Below are 19,659 nucleotides of genomic sequence, written 5' to 3'. Positions count from 1 at the left end.
ATTTTTTTTATGATAATTTAGTTACAATATTTAAATTGGTATATTAATGGTAACTGTTGTTCCAATTGCTTTGGAATACTTATCATATTTGTCTTTAATATCTAGTTCTATCGGTTTTTTTCGAGTTTTATTTAATAAATCAATACGTTTTGCATTGGCTTCTGATGAAAACGAAACTGGTTTAAAGGCTTTTCTTGTATTAATTTCATTTGATGCTACTCTACCAACTCCATTATCATCTATCTTACATTGTAATACACTTTGGTTCTCATTTATACGAAAGCATACTTTCAATCTTCTATTTTCTCTTTTATGCAAAAGTCCATGTTTAATAGCATTTTCAACATAAGGTTGAATTAGAAATGTCGGAATTTCTATGGTCTCTTTATTTATATTATCGGCAACTATTACTTCATAAGTAAACGAATCTTGAAATCGATCTTTTTCAAGTTGTAAATAAAAATTCAAAGCTGCTAATTCTTCCTCAAGAGAAATCTTATTTTTTTGACTATGTTCGAGATACATTCTAATGAGTCTAGAAAACTTGACTAAATAAGTTCTTGCTAATTTTTTCTCATTATTTAAAATATAATCTTGAATAGAATTTAATGCGTTAAAGATAAAATGGGGATTCATTTGACTACGTAAACTCTCAAGCTTTAAGAATATATTTTCTAACTCTTTACTTTGTTTATCGATTATAAGCATTTGTTTTTCTTGAATTTCTTTACTCTTTTGTTTGAAATAACTCCAAAAAATAAAACCAAATAATCCTGTTAGTGCTAAAAAAAACCACCACTGTTTATAAAAAACACCAGCAACATTAAATTGTATTTCATTTATATCTGAATATACATCACCTTTTTTAGCTCTCAGTTGAAATGTATAAGTTCCTTGAGGAAGTTTATTAAAAATAACCTTATTACTTTTTGAAGTCTCTTCTTCCCAGGATTTTTCATTTTCAAACGCATCTAGTAATCTATATTCATAAGAAACATTTTCACTAGATAAAAATCCAGTAGTATTAAAACCTATTTCAACTTTTTTACCACCAGTAGGAATATTGTAAGTAGCTGCATGTTTTTTCTCTTTATTATCTATGCTTATAAAGTTAAAGTAGGGCTTAGGTTTTACCAAAGTATTATCATCAAAAACCATTTTTGTATCGAATGAAAACAATTCATTTGATGTACTCGCATACAATCTACTGCCAATTATCTGTAAACCCGTAAACTCATAAGAAGGAATCCCGTTTTTCTTCGTTAAATTTTGAAATGTCTCAGTTTGTAGATCAAATTTCTGAATTCCCTTTTCACCTGCAATCCAAATTGAATTGTTTATTTCGTCAACTTGAAAAAAGCTATTGATATTAGACAACAAACCCTCTTTCATGGAGAAATGCTTTACCACTTTATTATTTTTAACCTTATAAAAGCCATTTTTAAATGATAAACACCATATCGATTTATCTTGAGTACTTATAATGTCTCTAATATAGATAGAGTGCTTCTTCCACAATAGCTCTTTTTGATTTTTTAAATCATTGCTGTAAAAAAACAACCCTTTTACACTACCAATATAATAACCTTTTAGAAAATTATCACCAAAGGTACTGTAACACCTAGAATTCGTAAGTGAAATTGAATTTTTCCAATTTTCTTGGGCTTCATTTATATTCATAATAATTGCTTTATTACCAGAAGCAATTAATAGACTATCAGATGTGAAAAAATGATGATCTTTGATATTTAGGTTTGAATATGATTTTAATCCTTTAATTTTTCCATTTGAAAACTTAAAAGATTCAACTTCTCTGGATCCTTGTATGAAATAATTATCTTTTGATTTATTATAAACGATATATCTTATATATTCAAAATTTGGTCTTTTAAATTTCTTTACAGAGTTTAAAGTTGAATTATACACATAAAACTCATCATCTTCACCTAATAAAAAAAGCTCGTTCGGCTTACCCTTTAGCATTTTTAAAACAGAGTTTTCTTTAACCTTAAAATTTGATTTAAAATCAAGGTTGGGAAATACATGTACTCCTTCAAAATGAGTTGTAATCCACAAATAGCCATTTTTATCTAAAATAACATCAGTTACAGAAACACCATCTAACATCTTTCTATTGAACACAAGTTTTCCTTTTTCAATTTTGTAGATGTAAACACCTTTGTTGGTCATGATAAACAACTCATTATTTATCACTTCAATTTCCTGAATAAAATAATTATCTTTTGTATTACTAGAGATAAGCTCAAAATTATTTTCGAAGTCTTTGTTTAATATAATTTTATCAGAAGTACCATCGTTATTAAATGAAATTAAAAACAACTTATCCTTTAAAACTTGTAAAAAAGCCCTGCGGTGACGTTTTTTGTTTAATGGTGCCTTTTTATGTAAATCATGAAAAATAAAATTACTATCAATTTTAGAGAGAAAGCCTTCAGAGCTGAAAGAATATGCCTCATTATTTTTTACTAATATGGTACTATGAAAAAGTTTATTGTTATCGTCCTTTTTAAAAAGAGTTTCTCCCGTGTTTTTATCATAGATAACTATTTTACCTACTTGAGATAAAAACAAATAATTTCCGTTTACTTGTAATGTTGGCAGATTCCCCTCAAAATAATTTTTTAGACTTTTAAACAAAACAACCTTGCCTTCTTTAACATAAAAGATTTGATTTGCTAGGTTTGTGTACCATATAATATTATCGTCATCTTTTGTTAATGAAAAAACGGATAACCCAACTTGATCTGGATGAGAATAAAAAGTAAACTCAAAACCATCATACCTATACAAACCTTTGTCTGCAGCCAACCAAATAAAACCCTTTTCATCCTCTATGATACAATAAAACTCTTTATCTGGCAATCCCTCTTTTTCTGTGAGATGTATGGAGATTGGTTCTTGTGCTGGCAATATTCCAACAACAAATAAAACAAGAAGACTTAATAATATCCTCATATATCAAAACTACATTAAAAAACGGATTTTAAACAATTTAGTTAATATGCAAAGATACTTGTATTGTTTCAGAATTTAGTTTTTGAATTTCCAAAAGTTAAGTTTGGGTTTCTAAACGATGGTATTAAAACAAAAAACCTACTCAACACAATGTTGAGTAGGAAAATTGCTATGAAAAAGAAGCTAACACGTCTGTTAGCATATGATGTATTACAATTAGCGTACCAAACTGAGTTACTTTTATAAAAAATAAACATGTCCAGTGATTGTAAAAACCTTCCGAACATGTTTACGCCTAACTAATCAACAAAAACTAAATTGTAACTATCTTTAGTATTTTTATATTAAAGGTTTCCCTTTTAATCTTGATTCTATTCTACGTTTCTTAGCCGTAATTCGTTTCATAATGTCCATTAGCGATGAATCTTTTGTTTTTTTATAAATTTCATTCAAGGCTAATACTAATCTTTTTGCTTCTCTAGATGCCACAACCCTGTCACTAGTGGACATGTTTTTCATTTTTGCTTGCTCAAATGCTAACGCTTCATTAATGATTTCCATAAAAACCTACTTTGTTTAACTTTAATCAAATATACATAAACAAAATGGTTTATGGAAGTATAAATTAGTATTTAACAGAATTTTAAAATTTTTAATAGCGGCTTAATACAAGCCTTTTTATTGCAAGATTTACTTTGTAGCAGGTGTAGATTATGTTTTTTTAGCAGTTTGAAATTAGAAGCAATTGGCCTAGGTAATTGCAAACGGAATATAATGCAGGGAAGCAATCTTAAATTCGAAAGTGAAAGATTACTTCGTCCTTTCTCCTCGTAATGACGTTATTGTTGCTGTCATTGCGAACGAAATGCAATGCAGTGAAGCATTCTTAACTTCGAAAATGAAAGATTACTTCGTCGTTCCCTCCTCGTAATAACGTTATTGTTACTGTCATTGCGAACGAAATGTAATGCAGTGAAGCAATCTTGACTTCGAAAAGAAGATTACTTCGTCGTTCCCTCCTCGTAATGACGTTATTCTTGCTGTCATTGCGAACGAAATGCAATGCAGTGAAGCATTCTTAACTTCGAAAAGAAGATTACTTCGTCGTTCCCTCCTCGTAATGACGTTATTGTTGTTGTCATTGCGAACGAAATGCAATGCAGTGAAGCAATCTTAACTTCAAAAATGAAAGATTACTTCGTCGTTTCTCCTCGGAATGACGTTATTGTTGTTGTCATTGCGAACGAAATACAATGCAGCGAAGCAATCTAAACTTCGAAAAGAAGATTACTTCGTCGTTCCCTCCTCGTAATGACGTTATTGTTACTGTCATTGCGAACGAAATGCAATGCAGTGAAGCAATCTAAACTTCGAAAAGAAGATTACTTCGTCGTTCCCTCCTCGTAATGAAGTTATTGTTGTGTCATTGCGAACAAAATGCAATGCAGCGAAGCAATCTTAACTTCGAAAATGAAAGATTACTTCGTCGTTTCTCCTCGGAATGACATTATTGTTGTTGTCATTGCGAACGGAATGAAATGCAGTGAAGCAATCTTAACTTCAAAAATGAAAGATTACTTCGTCGTTTCTCCTTGTAATGATGTTATTCTTGATGTCATTGCGAACGAAATGGAATGAAGTGAAGCAATCTTAACTTCGAAAATGAAGGATTACTTCGTCTTGTTACCAAACTAAATTTGATAAAAATCATGAAGGTTTTTAAATTAATATTCTTTTAAATTTGAAATTCCAGAGGTAACTAATGCAACACCTGATGATGTTCCTAATCGAGTTACTCCCATTTCAATATATTTTTTAGCTTTTGCAATATCTCGTATACCTCCAGCGGCTTTAATTTGCACTTTATCTTTTACTACATCTTTCATCAATTGAACATCTTCAAAAATTGCTCCGCCAGTTCCGAATCCAGTAGATGTTTTAATAAAATCAGCTCCAGCTTTCAATGCTAATTCACTCACCTTTTGGATTTGCTCTTTGCTTAAATAACAGTTCTCAAAAATGACTTTCAATAGGTTCTCTCCTATTCCTTCTTTGATTAAACGGATTTCGTTTTCTACATAATCAAAATCTCCCTCTAATAACTTTCCAACATTAATGACCATGTCAATTTCTGATGCGCCGTTTTTAATACAATCTTTCGCTTCAAAAACTTTAGCTTCTGTTGTCATTGCTCCCAAAGGAAAACCAATAACCGCAGCTACTTTCACATTTGTTTCCGCTAATTCTTTTACTGCTAACTCAACATAAGAACCATTTACACAAACTGCATAAAAATTATACTGTTTTGCTTCTGCACATAATGCTTTTATTTGTACTGATATTGCTGTAGCTTTTAACAAGGTATGATCGATATATTTATGTATTTTCATAATCATTATTTAATTTTTCTTCCTAGATTGTAGTAAATACCACAATACTAATTGAGCTTATCGGCAAAAATTGCTGCAATAACGGGAACTAATTGTACGATTACAGCAAAATACAGCCTGATAATACCATAAAATATAGAAATAATAAAACAATAATTGAATAATTTGAGTCGCTTGCTTCGATGCTTTTACAAAAGCTGGTAAATGTTGAAATTTATTTTAATATAAAGTGTTATGCCACACAAGCGAAAACGAAACCCTATCAGAAGTTTTGAGAAACGAGATAAAATATTTTGTCACATCATAAAGTAACACCCACTAATTTGTAAATGATAATTAGATTTTTTTTGTTATTAACACAGTAAAATACTCTAAAAACTGTATTGTAATAAAACTTAATAATTCTAATTTTTATTTTATTATAATTTCATTTTTTAAAATAGAGCCTTGTACAGCCATTTTTTGAATTTCACCTAGTTACTATACAAAAGTTTTGGTTTTGAAAGGATGAATACAATGAAAACCATTGATTAATGTGATACCTAAGTAATAGCTACATAATAAAAAAAGCAAGACTCTAAAAGTCTTGCCTTATTTATCGCCTTTAGAATTAACTCATCAAGTTAAATCTCTGAATTACTCGTTACGAAATTACAAGAAAGATTAAACTCCAAAAATCTGTGAAATCATTATGAAGTTATTTAGTATGAAACTAAATAAAAATAATTTTCTAAAAAATAGTTAGGCCTTAACCTTGTAAAACAAAAAATAATACAAAAGATCAACTGAATACAATTACTCTTTTTTGTGAATATTTTATCACAGCTATCAAATAAAAAAGACTACATTTCGTTATTCATTAATATAAACTCTAAAAACCAAACACATACTATGAGAAAGCTTATACTGGGTATTACTGCCCTAAGTCTCGCTTCATGTAACAATTCTGAACCCGTAAATTACGCCTTATTTAAAGGTTCCATTAAAAATCCAAATAGCAAAAGTGTTATGATTATTGATGGAAACAATAAATTGGTTAAAAAAATTGAAGTTTCAGATGCAGGAACTTTTTCTGACACCATTTTTGACGTAACTAAAGGATATTACAGTTTAAATGATGGTAAAGAAGGATCATCATTATATCTACAAAATGGATATGATATCACGATGGATTTAGATGCTAAACAATTTGATGAAACTATTTCTTACTCTGGAGAAGGAAGTGACGTTAACAATTACCTAGCACAAAAATTCTTAATCAAAGAAAAAGCAGGATCAACATTTAAATTATATGGTTTAGATGAAGCAAAGTATTTAGAAACTATGAATACTTTAAAAGCTGATTTAGAAAAATCTTTAGACAATGTAGATTCTAAATTTGCTGCGGAAGAAAAAACAAATTTAAACTACGAGCATATTGGAAATGTTTCCCAATATGAACTTTACCACGGATACGTAAGTAAAAATAAAGATTTCAAAGTTTCAGATTCTTTCCCAAATGTACTTGAAGGAGTTGATTTTTCTAATGAAGACCATTATAAATCATTTGATTCTTACAAAAGTATTGTAAGTGCTAACTTCAATAAAGTAGCCAGAGAAAACTCGAAAAAAAATGGCACATCGTATGAAGCTGAAGCTATCGCACAATTAAAAGAATTAAAAAGCAATGTGATTAAGGATGATATCCTTCAAAATATGGCAGGTCAGGTAAGTGTTATGAATCCAAATGCTGAAGCATTGTACAAAGGAATCATGGAAATTTCAACTGACGAAAAATTCAAAGAGCGTTTAACCAAACAATACAATACCGTTTTAAGATTAGCAAAAGGAAAAGATTCACCGGCATTTGAAAATTATGAAAACAATGCAGGAGGAACTACTTCGTTAGCCGACTTAAAAGGTAAATACGTATACATTGACGTTTGGGCGACTTGGTGTAAGCCTTGTAAAGATGAAATTCCACATTTGAAAAAAGTTGAAGAGCAATACCACGATAAAAATATTGAATTCGTAAGTATCTCTATTGATCAAGCGAAAGATTATGATTTATGGAAGAAAATGATCAAAGATGAAAGTTTAGGCGGAATACAATTAATGGCTGATGCCGCTTGGGGATCTAAATTTGTTCAGGACTATCAAATTCAAGGAATTCCAAGATTTATTTTAGTTGATCCTAATGGAAAGATTGTTAATTCTTTTGCTCCTAGACCATCAGACAAAAAATTAATTGAATTATTTGACGGATTAAAAATCTAATATTGCCCATATTCCTCAAAAAGAATAAAAAAACCGATTCATAAAATGAATTGGTTTTTTTGATACGTGAAGAAGTGTTACAACTCCATATCTAGCTAAAATAGTTTCCATAAAACACCATTTAGTAAAAGGGAATTTTAATAAGTTCACTCCAACGAATTCAGTAAACCAAAACCCATCGCACTTCACTTTATAAGCCAGTGCCATACTTATTAATATCAATGTTTCAGGGATTACTCGAATCATTTATTCTATTTTTATTTTACTTATCATTTTTTCGTTCTGTTAAATAATACAGAAGTGGAACCACTAGTAATGTCAGAATAGTTGTTATAAATGTTCCACCCATTTTTGAAATTGCTAATCCTTGAAAAATGCAATCGATTTTCTATTTCATCCTTTACGTTATAGAATTTCTTTCAACTTTATTTCTATTCCTAAAATTGAATTTGCAGGACTTTCCAATACTCGCGCCATATAGGTCATTACATAAACAACTCCCTTTTGATTTTTACGATAAATACTTATTTTAATATTCTTTTCTTGAACTTCTACTAAGTTCACAATAACACCAAATGATTCTGCGATATTCTGAATTGATCACGCATTGATTTTACAATTCCATGACTTTGTTCATCTTTATCACATTTCCACGTTAAGTTCAGATCAACATCCGCCATGTTACTTCCTCCACGTACATCATAATGACTTACTCATTCCATTAACACAACATACGTAGATATGCTTACATAACTTTGATAATTCACAACATTCGTTTTTGTTGATCAATACTCAGCTATTTCTTTTATTATCTAAGCAATTCTTACTAAAGTTGTTCCTTCTTCCATATCAAAGAAAACTTGGAACTTATTCTTATAATCAAAAGACAACATTTTTACAGCTACAGATTTTATTCAGAACATTTGTAATTACCCAAGTATTAACGAAGTGGTAACTCCTAAGAAAATCTATCTTTTGGTAGGACTTTCAATTAACCGAAACTGAAACTTTTCGTTCATGTATTCCAACTATATTCGCTAAAGGTTGATGAATTTCTATAACTTAGGGAAGCTTCTTGTCTTATTTGGATCATTTAATCTTGCTAGATCAAAATCATTTTGAGTTAAAATTTCTTGATTAAAATTAGTACCAAAAGCCACTAAATGTTTAACACTGTAATATGACTCCGATGCAATTCAATTTTACTTTCTTTTTCCAATCCTTTGAGCAATCTTGAAATTACAACCCTTGAAGTATGTAAATCATTCGCAATTTGTTGATGTGTGACTTGAATTACTTCACTATGATTTACCAGCACCTTATTTTGTAAATATTTATATAAGCGTTCATCCATTTTTAAAAATGCAATAGAATCAACTGCTTTAATAAATTCTTCCATTCGGCTGTGATAACTCTGAAGTACGAACTCTTGCCAAGATAAATATTTACTTAACCATTCGGTCATTTTCTTTTTCGGAATCATAAGCAGTTCTACATCAGTTTCAGCTACAGCTCTGATTTGACTTTTCACTTGTCCCATACAACAAGAAAGTGTCATCGCACAAGTATCGCCCACTTCTAAATAATACAACACCAATTCATCACCATCATTATCTTCTCTCAAAATTTTAATCGCTCCATTTAAAACCAATGGCATAGATGTAATGTAACTATCGACATCGATAATAGTTGAATTTGCTTGAATTTTCTTGTAAACTCCAACCTGTTTTATTTCTTCTAGAAGTTCTTTCTGAAATAAAAATTCATAGTTCTGATATAATAATTCTACCAATGCTCTGATATTTAAAGTAAAAATAACACATCTATTCTATTTTCAGAAATTCAAAGTAGTATTGTGACCATTTATAAATTACTTTCCACGGAAAATTTCACATTTTTTTAATATAATAAATAGATTCAAACTTTTGATTCTAAAATCTAAACACATAATTTTGTTTAAGTTTTCTTAAAGAATCATTAAACAATATTTTGTCTTCTAGTTTCAAATTCTTCTAAATTCAAAAAACATAAGAAATGACAATTATAACGAAAGTGATATTTTTTGAAAAGAAGAAATTCAAATCGCCTATTAGAAATTATTTAGGCTTTAAATAAAAAAAGCAAGAATTAATTATGAGAATTTACGCAATTATCATGTTACTTTTAGTTCACCTTAGTGGTATTTCACAAAGTAAATATACTATAAGTGGAACTTTAAAAGACAACGCCAACGGAGAAACCTTATTTGGTGCGACGGTTTTTTTAAAAGGAACATCTATTGGTACCATGACCAACGAGTATGGATTTTACTCTTTAACAGCTCCAGAAGGAAAATACACTTTAAGTATTTCGTACGTTGGTTACGCTCCTATTGAAAAAGAAATTCAACTTACTCAAAATATAAAGTTCAATACTTCTTTAAAAGAAGATACAAATGTTTTAGATGAAGTAGTAATTACTTCTGAAGAAAGTAAAAAAGTAGATCTGAGAAGTCCTCAAATGAGTACGACAAAGATCAGTTCACAGACGATTAAACAAATTCCTGTTGTTTTAGGAGAAGTTGATATTATTAAATCTATTCAACTACTTCCTGGTGTTACCAATGCTGGTGAAGGTGCTTCTGGATTTAATGTTCGTGGTGGGGCTGAAGATCAGAATTTAATATTATTAGATGAAGCCATAATTTATAACGCATCGCATTTATTCGGATTCTTCTCTGTATTTAACAACGACGCAATTAAAGATGTTAAATTATACAAAGGTGGAATTCCTGCTAAATTTGGTGGACGCGTTTCTTCTGTGTTAGACGTTCGTCAAAAAGATGGAAACAATAAAGAATTCAAATTGACTGGTGGGATTGGTTTAATTTCAAGTAGATTAACTGCAGAAGCTCCATTGTTTGGTGATAAAGGTTCATTTTTAATTGCTGGACGCGCTTCTTATGCAAACATTTTTTTAGCTTTAGCAAACAATGAAAACAGAGTTGGGTTTTACGATTTAAACTTAAAAACCAATTATCAACTTAATGAGAAAAATCGTTTATACTTGTCTGCTTACTTCGGAAATGACGACGTAAGTTTTACCAATTCTTTCTTTAACTCCTATGGAAACTTATCGGCAAACTTACGATGGAATCATATTTTTAATGATAAACTATTTTCTAATCTTTCAGCAATTTACAGTAGATACAATTATGATTTACAACTTGAGTTTGTTGGCTTAGATTGGTTATCTCGAATTGATAATTACAACTTAAAATATGATGTAGATTATTATTTGAATGATAAACTAAAGTTTGATTTTGGTGCTAGTGGAATTTATTACAAATTCAATCCAGGAGAAATTAGAAAACTAACTCCTGAATCATCAATTAACGAAGACTTTTTAGATAAAAAGTTTGCAGTAGAAACAGGAATTTATGCAAGTTTAGAACACAAAATTTCAAATAAATTAACTGCGATGTATGGTTTACGCTATAGCTATTTTAACCGATTTGGAAGTCAAATTTTAAATACCTACGCTAATGATTTACCCGTAGTTTACAATACAACTTTAGGAATTTATGAGCGTGCTGAGCCAACAGGTCAGATAAACTATGGTGACAAAGAGAGTATTGCAAGCTTTGGAAATTTCGAACCTCGTTTTGCTTTGTCGTATCAACTAAATGACAAGTCTTCCATTAAGACAAGTTATAATAGAATGGCCCAATACTTACATTTAATTTCTAATACAACTTCTGCTACTCCTCTAGATATTTGGGCGCCAAGTGGTGAGTTTTTAAAACCACAAATTGCCGATCAAGTTGCTTTAGGATATTTCCGTAACTTCAAAAACAACATGTACTCAATTGAAGCGGAAACTTATTTTAAGACGGTAAAAAACCGTGTTGATTATATTAACGGAGCTGAATTAATTGCTCAAAATACCATTGAAAGAGAAATTTTGAATGGAGATGCAAGAGCCTACGGATTAGAGTTTTTGCTTAGAAAAAACAAAGGAGACTTAACTGGATGGGTTGCTTATACCTTATCAAAGTCAGAGCAAAAAACTCCGGGAGGCACAGCAGGAGGTCCAGGACTAAACAATGGGGACTGGTATAACACTCCTTTTGATAGAACTCATGATTTATCTGTTACCGGAAATTACAAATACAATGAAAAGTGGACGTTTAATGCGAATTTTGTTTTTCAAACAGGACGACCTGTAACTTATCCTAATGGACAATTTCAATACAATGGTTTATCTATTCCAACTTATTCAACCAGAAATGCAGATCGTTTACCATCATATAATCGTTTAGATATTTCTGCTACGTTAACACCAAGAAAAAATAAAAATAGAAAATGGCAAGGAGAATGGGTTTTTGGTATATATAACTTATACTCTAGAAGAAACGCTGCTGCTATCCGATTTGGTGTTAATGATGAATCTGGAGCGAACGAAGCTGAAAGAACTTCTATTTTCGGGATTACTCCTTCTGTAACTTATAACTTTAAATTCTAAAAAATGAAAAAATCAATATATACTCTGTTTATCGCTATCAGTACTATTTTTTCATCTTGTACTGATATTGTTGATGTTGATGTTCCAAATGGAGGAGCAAGATTAGTCGTAGAAGCTTCTATTAATTGGGAAAAAGGGACTTCTGGAAACAATCAAACCATTAAATTAAGTACTTCTACAGCATATTTCGATAGTAATCTTAATGTTCCAGCCACAGGAGCTACAGTGACCGTAACGAAAGTAAATGATGGCTCCCAATTTATTTTTTCTGATCAAAACAATGGAGATTATACTACTGCAAGTTTTGTTCCTGAAATTGGTGCTGTTTACAACTTAACTATTGATTATGGTGGAGAAACTTATGCTGCAACTGAAACATTAATTGGCTTTACAGAAATTAATGGTGTAACTCAAGAAGAAGGATTTAATGAGGACGAATATCGATTGCGCGTACGTTTTGACGATCCTGTTGATGAAGTAAACTACTACTTAGGAGAATTTATTCAAGATAATTTAGCCGTTCCTTCCTTATCCTCTATTCGAGATGAGTTTTTAAATGGGAACGAAGCTTTTGTTTTACATTCGGACGAGAAGAACGTAACTGGAACAGAAGTAGACATCAAGGTTTTTGGAATATCAGAACAATTTTATTTTTACATAGAACAACTAATTGAACAATCAGGAACACAAGGAGGTGGACCATTTCAAGCAACTCCTGCTCAATTAAAAGGAAACTGCAAAAATGTAAACAATTTAAATGAGGAAGTTCTAGGCTACTTTCGTTTAAGTCAATTTGCTAGAACAACATATACAATTCAATAATAACCTAAGTATTTAGATCCTTTCTGAAGCAGGTAATTACTTTTAATCAAGTAATTCACTTGCTTCAGTTATTTACAATAATTTGTGCTTGCAGAATATTATCAATCACATTTTGAATAGGTCTTCGAACAAAGCTTTTGGCACTCAGGTCGAAACTTGCTAATTCCTCATTGATAATCTCTTGTATATGGTATGCAATTGATCCAACAAAATGAATCGGTGCATTAATATATTCTTTAGAATATGGTAAAATATGATTTTGAATAAAGACTCTCATTCCATTTCTAATCATACTAACAATATAAGGATGTTCAATATTATAAATTAGAAACCTTGCGAAATTTGCCAAATATTTATTTGGATATTTTGATTTATATATTTTATCTAAAACCTTTTGTGGATTTAACTTATACGATTGTTCAAATGAAACTCTCAACTCATTCGGTAGTTGATTGTAATAATAACTTTTTAATAATTCCTTTCCAAAATAATTACCACTAGCCTCATCCATTAAGACATAACCTAAAGAAGGGATTTTTGTTTGAATATGTTCTCCATCATAATAACAGCAATTGGAACCTGTTCCTAAAATACAAATGATAGCTGGTTCATTTGTTGTGGCTAAAACAGCAGCCATTAAATCCTCCTTTACATTAATAGTTATAGCATTTTGAAAAGTTAACTTAAGAACCTCAATAACTTTTTCTTGATTCTTGATTGTTCCACAACCAGCTCCATAGAAGTACACTTTCTCCACAATGTTCCTAATAGCAAACAATTCATTACTCTTACGAATTATATTAGTAATTTTTTTTTCTGTTAGGATATTCGGATTTAACCCTTTTGTTCTTGTTCTAGAAAGTTCATTGGTTACATTATTATAAATTACCCAATCACATTTCGAGGATCCACTATCTGCAAATAAAATCATAATAAGTTCTAAAAAAAGTCGATTATTTATGAACGTTCTCCCTTAAACCAAATTTTTGATTTAAATGATTTGAAAGTGTTTTTAAGGAATCAATAATTACTATTTCCACATCTACAAATGGAGTTGCTATTTCATTTAGTAAACTATCAATTCTTTCTTTGTCTTTCTCTGAGTATTTTCCGCTTTTAATGGCTTTATTGAGATGAACAGATATTTCAGCAAGATTCTTATAGTGAAAATTTAATCCTACTAAATTTGGCGAATGATGTAGCTCTTTAAAATTGAGATAGCCTTTCTCCCATTTATTCAAGAATAATGAAACATTCTCAGCATTACTCGAATTTGAATTTAACTTATATGCCGATACAACTTTTTTAAATGCATACGCATCGGGAGCATCTGCCGAACATGCATCTGCAAACAACGTAAATGGGGAAAAGGTTTTATACTCTATCCCACCTTTATTTCTTTGATAAACTTTTAATGGCTCAGAAATTCGCGATAAAATTTTTAAAGATAAAATCTCCTGATTGTCCGAAATATTCCTCAGAATTACATCAATATTTCGGATATGAGTTAAACCTATTCTTTCCAGTTCATGATTTACTTTATCTAGTCGTTTTCGCATATTCTCAACATTCGTAATATGCTTTGAAGACCAAAATCGTTCTGCTATGGCTGCTGTTCTTGGCCAAATACGACTATCAATAGTTAACGGTGTTACCAACTCACTCCACATGGTCACTTCACCTCCAAGTACTCTATCTTCCTCTTCTTTTGTTAAGTTGGCATTTGCGATAGGATCACAATTATAATAGTGTTCAACAGATAACATTCTATCAATATAATAATCATTAGATAAAATCGCGTGATAACCGTTCTTAAGTGCGGGAATTAATGTTCCATTTTCAAAACCTTCATTCTTTCCTCTCCAAGAATGAATAATAGCACTTTTAGGCATACTTGGAGTTCTTATTTCATCCCATCCAACTAATTTTTTTCCGTATTTCCTTAATATTTTCTCAAGCTTTATATTGAAATATGTTTGTAAGTCATGATTAGTATCTAACCTATATTTCTTTTTAAATTTTTGAATTTCTACATTCGAATCCCAATGCTTACCTTCATTTTCATCCCCACCGATATGAAAATATTCGTCTGGAAACAAAGGAGTTACTTCCTTAAATAAATTATCTAAAAACGTATATACTTCGGGTTTAGTAGGATTTAATGTGGGATCAAAAACTCCGGAATCTCTTACTATTTTATAATCGTAATTATCATTACTTCCTAATTCTGGATAGGCTGCTAAAATTGCCGCCGCATGACCAGGAACATCAATTTCTGGAATAACTCGAATTCCTAAGTTATTAGCGTAGGCCACTACATCTTTAATTTGTTCATGTGTATAATATACTCCATCCGAACCCTGTTGATGTAGCTTCGGATAGCGTTTCGACTCAATTCTAAACCCTTGATCATCTGACAAATGCCAATGAAACACATTCATTTTGACATAAGCCATCGCATCTAAATTTCGCTTAATTAAATCGACAGGTTGAAAATGACGAGACACATCAATCATAAGGCCTCGCCATTTAAATCGAGGAGCATCTTTTACATAAAACCCTTCAAAATTATAGTTACTCCCGTCACTTTTAATTAATTGTAATAGTGTAGACAATCCTCTAACAATTCCAACATCTGTTTTTGCCGTTAATTCAATTTTATTATTCTTTACTACTAACTCATAAGACTCGTCAGTATTTATAGACAAATCTGCCACCTCCTTAAAAACTAAACTTAACGTTGCATTTTCACGATTATAAAAAGGAAATCCTTCGTTGATAAAAACACCCGTTTTATTAGCTAAATTTCTAAGAAATTTGGTCGCAGCGTTATAAACCCTGCTTCCTTTGTTATTGATGCTAATAGTAAAATTCTCATCTAACTTTGTGATACTTCCATTAGATGTAATTTCCTTTGGCCAAGGCATTAAATCGAGCTTTTCATTTAATAATTCTTGAGAAAAACATGAATTAAAAGAAAGAGTAAAAGAAGAAAAAGCTACTAATAAAATTGAAAATACTTTCATTACTTAAAAATAATAACGTTTAAATGCTTCAATAGCAGCATAATCTGCCATTCCTAATTGATGATATTTTTTTGCTGTAAGTCTGTTTCTATCTTCAGCTCTTACCCAAAACTCTCTTGAATCATCACCTCTAAACATTACTTTGTCTTTTTGAGATTGATGAAAGAAAATAGCGTTACGTTTTTTTATCACTTGATCTGGACTCATTGGAACTGCCATATCAATTTCATGAGAATCCCATTCAAACCAAGCACCTCTATACAACCAAACCCAACAATCTTTGACAGATTCGTCGTGTTTCATTCTTTCCAATGCTAAAAACAAGGCATCTAAACAAACTTTATGTGTTCCATGAGGATCAGCTAAATCACCAGCTGCGTAAATCTGATGAGGTTTTATTTCATCAATTAAGTTACACATGATTTCGATGTCTTTTTCAGATAGATTATTCTTTTTAACAGTACCTGTTTCGTAAAAAGGAAGATTCATAAAATGAACATTCGTATCTGGAACTTCCAAATATCTTGTAGCTGCTAAAGATTCTGTTCTTCGAATTGTTCCTTTTAAAGCCCTAACCTCTTTAGAGTCAACAGCATTTAATTTTTTGTTTTGAATGTTTTTTAGAATATCTTGAATTTTATTTGTATCGGAGGTTAATGTTAAAGCTGTTTCAGCAAACTTTCGTGCATCTTCATCGGTTACAGCGATATTACCTGATGTTTGATATGCAATATGAACCTCATGACCTTGTTGGACTAATCGATCAAATGTACCTCCCATTGAAATTACATCATCATCAGGATGAGGACTGAAAATTATAACTCTTTTTTTTGAGGGGAATGCTCTTTCAGGTCTATTAGAATCATCAGCATTAGGTTTGCCACCAGGCCAACCTGTAATTGTATGTTGTAATTTATTGAATATATCAATGTTTAAATCGTAAGCACTTCCTTCTTTTGCTATCAATCCAGACATTCCATATTCATTATAATCTTTATCCGTAAGTTTTAGAATTGGTTTGTTTACCTTTTCACTTAACCAAAAGACGGCCTTCTTCTTCAACTCATCCGTCCAAACACAAGAAGTAACTAACCATGGTGTCTTTATTCTTATTAATTCGGCACTTGCCTCTTCATCTAAAATAAATGTTGTGTTTTTGTGCTCTTGTAAATACGTTGCTGGAATTTGAGAGGTTACCTCTCCTTCAATAGTTTTTTGAACAACTTTTGCTTTATTCAAACCCCAAGCTAGAAGAACAATTCTTTTAGCGTTTTTTATGGTGTTTATTCCCATAGTGATTGCTTTTTTCGGAACATTATCAATTCCTAAAAAAGCTGAAGCAGCATCTTCTCTTGTGATATGATCTAATGTAATCACTCTTGTTCCAGAGTTGTAGTGTGAACCTGGTTCATTAAAACCAATATGACCAGTTCTTCCAATTCCTAATAATTGAAAATCTAAACCACCTAACGATTTAATTTTTAATTCATAATCTATACAATATTGGTAAATATCTTCTGGTGAAATTGTACCATCTGGAATATTAATATTTTCAGGAAGAATATCGACATGATTGAATAAATGCTCATGCATAAAATGATAATAACTTTGTAAATCATCTGATTGCATTGGAAAATATTCATCTAAATTAAAAGTAATCACATTTGAAAAACTTAACTTGTCTTCCTTATGAAAGCGAACTAACTCTTCATACACTTTTATTGGAGAAGAACCAGTTGCTAGTCCTAAAACACACATAGCACCTTCTGCTGCTTTTTGCTGAATTAATTCTGCTATTTCAAAAGCAACTTCCTTCGATGCTTTTTCAGAGTTATCAAAAATTACATTATGAATTTTTTCAAAACGAGTTTCTTCGAATTGACCTGCTGGCTTAAAGGATAAACTTTTGGTATTGTTCTTTTTTGCTTTTACAATCATTACGAATATTTTTTTGATAAAATTATTTAATGGAATATGCTTAGTTCAATTTTTTCGACAAACAACATATTATCTCTAATAAAAAACAGGTAAGAACAAAAACTCTTGTTCTTACCTGTGATACAAAAGTATAATGGAAAAAATTATTAATTATTAAAAATTATTACTCCCAGTATCCCACCATAACCTAGTTCCTCCATTATCCGAACCCTTTAAGAAAGTTCGTGCTTCCTCTACATTTTCTAAATTTGTGTTCACTTCAGAATTCACGAAGTTGATTCTTCTAATTTGGATATTGGTATCTATATTTCCTCCACTGTTGTTTAATACAACTGGAAAAATTCTTGGGTATCCTGTTCTCCTAAATTCACTCCATGCTTCTTGACCATCAGGAAACATTGCTATCCATTTTTGTGTAATAATTTGCTCTAACTTGTATTCATTTGTAGCAGAATTATCAAATGCTATTTTCACATCACTACCATAGTTAATGTTATTATTTGAATCAATAGCATCAACAAAATTGTTAGGTGTACTCGTATTATCAGTTAAATATGTTTCCGCATTGGCAATACCATGCTGATTGAATGAAGCTCTAATTCCATCATCATAATTTGACTTAACATCTCCTGCTCCAGCCCAATTTCTAAGTCCAGCTTCAGCCTTCAAGAAATAAATTTCAGCAACCGTCATCCAGGTTTTTGTTTCCGTATCAACTACGGCTCCTATCAAAGAATGGCTTGCATATTGGGATTTTGATGTAATATCAATTCCCTGTCTTATTCCTTTATAGTCACCTAAACTTGCATCAGCTGGCACATTAAAGTATCTCTCAGCTCTTCCATCATTAAAACCTTTGAGAATAACTTCCATTTCTGCACTCATACAGATATCATTCCACGTTCCACTAATGGTTGCAATTGGATGTCTAAATCCTGGAGTATTAATAACCATATCTGATGATAAAAAACCTGCATCACTTGTTAACGCTTTTTCACCTTCTGTTTTTGCAAGGTTTCCATCGACATTCGAAACACGAATAGCTAATCTTAATCGTAAACTGTTTGCAAAAGCTCTCCATGAAGCGATATCTCCACCTAATTGAGATTGATCAAAAGGAATAAACTGCTCATTTCCTTCGAACTCTTTTAAGCCATCTATTGCCTCATCTAAATCCTCAAAAAAGGCTTTGTACGCAATTTCTTGACTATCATATTTACCAGTAGTATCAAAATCATCAAACTGAGAATAACGAATTGGACCAAATACATCTGCTACTCTATGCATTGCCATTACTCTCATAATATTTGCTAAGTACACAAATTTTTCTCCGCCATCAGAATTAGATATTGCAACTTGATTCTTAATTTCTCGAACAAAAGGCATAACACCGTTTCCTCCACTTCCATCGTAAGCATCAATCCAAACAAAAGCGTTCCAGCCATCAACCAAGGCGTAGGTTTGATTGTTTATATTTCCTGCAAATGGAGTTGGACTTGTCATGTAGCCTGAAAACACATCTCCATTTAAACCATGCTGTAATTGATAATTCCAAGCTGGTTCATTTCGTATAATATTTGCAAAAATTGGAGTAAACCTTGATCCAATATGGTTATTTAATTGGGTTAAACTCTCTTGAGAAATACCATTAGGGTTTGTATTTATATTTTCAAAGTCACCCGTACAAGCGTTGAAAATAATTACAATTATAAAAAGCTTTATATATTTTATATTATTCTTCATTTTGT

At 31.0% G+C, this 19,659-nt stretch carries 14 protein-coding genes; 4 read left to right on the top strand and 10 right to left on the bottom strand.

Annotation, left to right across the window (positions count from 1 at the left end; all coding sequences use genetic code 11):
• Window positions 1-30 precede the first annotated feature (30 nt).
• Both BTO06_RS01440 and BTO06_RS01430 read right to left on the bottom strand, forming a co-directional pair.
• On the bottom strand, window positions 31-2,976 hold the full coding sequence (locus BTO06_RS01440) for a sensor histidine kinase (protein WP_100923617.1): 2,946 nt from the start codon (window positions 2,974-2,976) through the stop codon (window positions 31-33).
• Between the two features lie 339 nt (window positions 2,977-3,315).
• Entirely contained in the window at window positions 3,316-3,537 is a 222-nt protein-coding gene (locus BTO06_RS01430; RefSeq protein WP_100923615.1) for a hypothetical protein, read from the bottom strand.
• A 909-nt stretch (window positions 3,538-4,446) separates the two neighbouring features.
• Between BTO06_RS01430 and BTO06_RS01425 the strand changes: the two genes are divergently transcribed.
• A complete protein-coding gene (locus BTO06_RS01425; RefSeq protein WP_157811701.1) occupies window positions 4,447-4,614 on the top strand; it encodes a hypothetical protein in 168 nt (55 codons plus the stop codon).
• Between the two features lie 86 nt (window positions 4,615-4,700).
• Here the strand turns inward: BTO06_RS01425 and deoC are convergent, their stop codons facing one another.
• Window positions 4,701-5,366: a deoxyribose-phosphate aldolase gene (deoC, locus tag BTO06_RS01420; RefSeq protein ID WP_100926682.1), complete on the bottom strand. Its 666-nt coding sequence runs from the start codon at window positions 5,364-5,366 to the stop codon at window positions 4,701-4,703.
• Window positions 5,367-6,257: 891 nt separating this feature from the next.
• Here deoC and BTO06_RS01415 point away from each other — a divergent pair.
• Window positions 6,258-7,622 (top strand): TlpA family protein disulfide reductase, encoded by a 1,365-nt coding sequence (locus tag BTO06_RS01415; RefSeq protein ID WP_100926681.1) that lies wholly within the window; start codon window positions 6,258-6,260, stop codon window positions 7,620-7,622.
• A 15-nt stretch (window positions 7,623-7,637) separates the two neighbouring features.
• Here BTO06_RS01415 and BTO06_RS01410 read toward each other — a convergent pair whose 3' ends face one another.
• The 3 genes from BTO06_RS01410 to BTO06_RS01405 all read right to left on the bottom strand — a co-directional run bounded on the left by BTO06_RS01410 (window position 7,638) and on the right by BTO06_RS01405 (window position 9,414).
• Complete coding sequence (locus BTO06_RS01410; protein WP_198517119.1) at window positions 7,638-7,868, bottom strand: DUF2892 domain-containing protein; 231 nt, start codon at window positions 7,866-7,868, stop codon at window positions 7,638-7,640.
• Window positions 7,869-8,027: 159 nt separating this feature from the next.
• Window positions 8,028-8,186, bottom strand: coding sequence for a hypothetical protein (locus tag BTO06_RS18360; RefSeq protein ID WP_157811700.1), 159 nt, complete (start codon window positions 8,184-8,186; stop codon window positions 8,028-8,030).
• A gap of 595 nt (window positions 8,187-8,781) precedes the next feature.
• Window positions 8,782-9,414, bottom strand: a complete 633-nt coding sequence (locus BTO06_RS01405) for a Crp/Fnr family transcriptional regulator (RefSeq protein WP_100923613.1) — start codon at window positions 9,412-9,414, stop codon at window positions 8,782-8,784.
• 341 nt (window positions 9,415-9,755) lie between these two features.
• On the opposite strand from BTO06_RS01405, the gene BTO06_RS01400 reads away from it, so the two are divergent.
• Both BTO06_RS01400 and BTO06_RS01395 read left to right on the top strand, forming a co-directional pair.
• Window positions 9,756-12,125 carry a TonB-dependent receptor gene (locus BTO06_RS01400; protein WP_100923612.1) on the top strand — a complete coding sequence of 790 codons (2,370 nt, stop codon included), beginning with the start codon at window positions 9,756-9,758 and terminating at the stop codon, window positions 12,123-12,125.
• Window positions 12,126-12,128: 3 nt separating this feature from the next.
• A complete protein-coding gene (locus tag BTO06_RS01395; protein WP_100923611.1) occupies window positions 12,129-12,947 on the top strand; it encodes a DUF4249 domain-containing protein in 819 nt (272 codons plus the stop codon).
• A gap of 64 nt (window positions 12,948-13,011) precedes the next feature.
• On the opposite strand, the gene BTO06_RS01390 is transcribed toward BTO06_RS01395, so the two are convergent.
• The 4 genes from BTO06_RS01390 to BTO06_RS01375 form a co-directional block, all read right to left on the bottom strand.
• Window positions 13,012-13,878 (bottom strand): N-acetylglucosamine kinase, encoded by an 867-nt coding sequence (locus BTO06_RS01390; RefSeq protein ID WP_100923610.1) that lies wholly within the window; start codon window positions 13,876-13,878, stop codon window positions 13,012-13,014.
• 22 nt (window positions 13,879-13,900) lie between these two features.
• The gene (locus BTO06_RS01385) at window positions 13,901-15,973 is read right to left on the bottom strand and encodes a beta-N-acetylhexosaminidase (RefSeq protein WP_232731496.1); all 2,073 of its coding nucleotides are present in this window, start codon (window positions 15,971-15,973) and stop codon (window positions 13,901-13,903) included.
• Window positions 15,974-15,976: 3 nt separating this feature from the next.
• Window positions 15,977-17,911, bottom strand: coding sequence for a glucosamine-6-phosphate deaminase (gene nagB / locus BTO06_RS01380; protein WP_100923609.1), 1,935 nt, complete (start codon window positions 17,909-17,911; stop codon window positions 15,977-15,979).
• A gap of 153 nt (window positions 17,912-18,064) precedes the next feature.
• A complete protein-coding gene (locus BTO06_RS01375) occupies window positions 18,065-19,654 on the bottom strand; it encodes a SusD/RagB family nutrient-binding outer membrane lipoprotein (protein WP_100923608.1) in 1,590 nt (529 codons plus the stop codon).
• Window positions 19,655-19,659 lie beyond the last annotated feature (5 nt).

Source organism: Tenacibaculum sp. SZ-18 (genome assembly GCF_002813915.1).
In the GTDB taxonomy this organism is placed as follows: domain Bacteria; phylum Bacteroidota; class Bacteroidia; order Flavobacteriales; family Flavobacteriaceae; genus Polaribacter.
Note: the sequence above shows the minus strand (reverse complement) of the source record. Positions and strands in the feature narration are given on the sequence as shown.